General features: G+C 45.1%; 1 protein-coding gene. It reads left to right on the top strand.

The genetic code is table 11. The features are described from left to right. Positions 1–320 precede the first annotated feature (320 nt). Positions 321–755, top strand: a complete 435-nt coding sequence (locus A3850_RS00005; protein ID WP_068212558.1) for a DUF1579 family protein — start codon at positions 321–323, stop codon at positions 753–755. Positions 756–1158: the final 403 nt, after the last annotated feature.

Below are 1158 nucleotides of genomic sequence, written 5' to 3'. Positions count from 1 at the left end.
TTATCCGCCCAACACTGCAATCCACGTCAAGCCGCTGTCACTTCGAGTCGATGGCTAGTCTACGTCCAAAGCCCGGCCACTGGTCCGAACACTCGGATGTCCAAAAGTCCTCCGCAAGCTCCGGAGTTTTGGCCATGCTCGTTTATCGGCCCATTGGCCTTTTAGTTCCGATTGAGTATCTTAGTGGAGTCAAGGACGCGGCCTGCGTGGGCTGCAATCGTTGGGCGTGAAAGAATAAATACTATGACCTAGAATACGTTCGTCCGTCGACGTGTTGGGCGCAAGCTGAAAAAACCGTCTGAAAATCAAAAATCTATCATTTGAACAATAATCGAATTGAAAATACCGAGTTCAAAAAACTAATTGGAAAGTGGAAAACCGAAGGCAGGATTTTGGCGACAGAAAACAGTCCGGAAATGAAAATAACGGGAACGGACACTTATGAACTAATACTGAACGGATATTTCGTCCTGCACAAAGCGGACGTTATGATGGGAAAAGAACGGAGCAAAACTTTCGAGATAATCGGACTTGACCCTCAAAATGATCGAATAACTCTAGAACATTACAACAACCAAGGAGCTTCAGGTAAAATGAGCGGAACTCTGAAAAACAACGAGCTGAAAATATATGGCGAAATGCTTCGATTTAAGGGCAAGCTAAACGCTTCCGACAACCAACTTATAGGAACTTGGGAAAAAAAGGACGACCTAGGCGAATGGAAAAGTTTTCTCGGAATGAAATTGACAAAATAGACCAACGACTATGAATCCCTCAATGATGGGATTGTTGAATCTTAACGACCAAAGTAAGCGGACTAGATTAGAATGAAAATTGATCATACGCCCAACACTGCAATCCACGTCAAGCCGCTGTCACTTCGAGTCGATGGCTTTACCACGTCCAAAGCACGGCCACTGGTCCGAACGCTCGGATGTCCAAAAGTCCTCCGCAAGCACCGGAGTTTTGGCCATGCTCGCTTATCGGCCCAGTGGCCTTTTAGTTCCGATTGATTATCTTAGCGGAGTTCAGGACGCGGCCTGCGTGGGCTGCAATCGTTGGGCGCAATCAAAATAGAATATGAATAGAATAATTGAAAATAGTTTAAAGGAAATTTCAATTAGAGGTAGAATGGCACTAGGTATAAAGTGCTTGGAA

Origin of the sequence: Lewinella sp. 4G2, assembly GCF_001625015.1 — a bacterium.
GTDB lineage: Bacteria > Bacteroidota > Bacteroidia > Chitinophagales > Saprospiraceae > Neolewinella.
The sequence above is the reverse complement of the archived record's forward strand: the minus strand, read 5'-3'. Positions and strand labels throughout refer to the sequence as shown.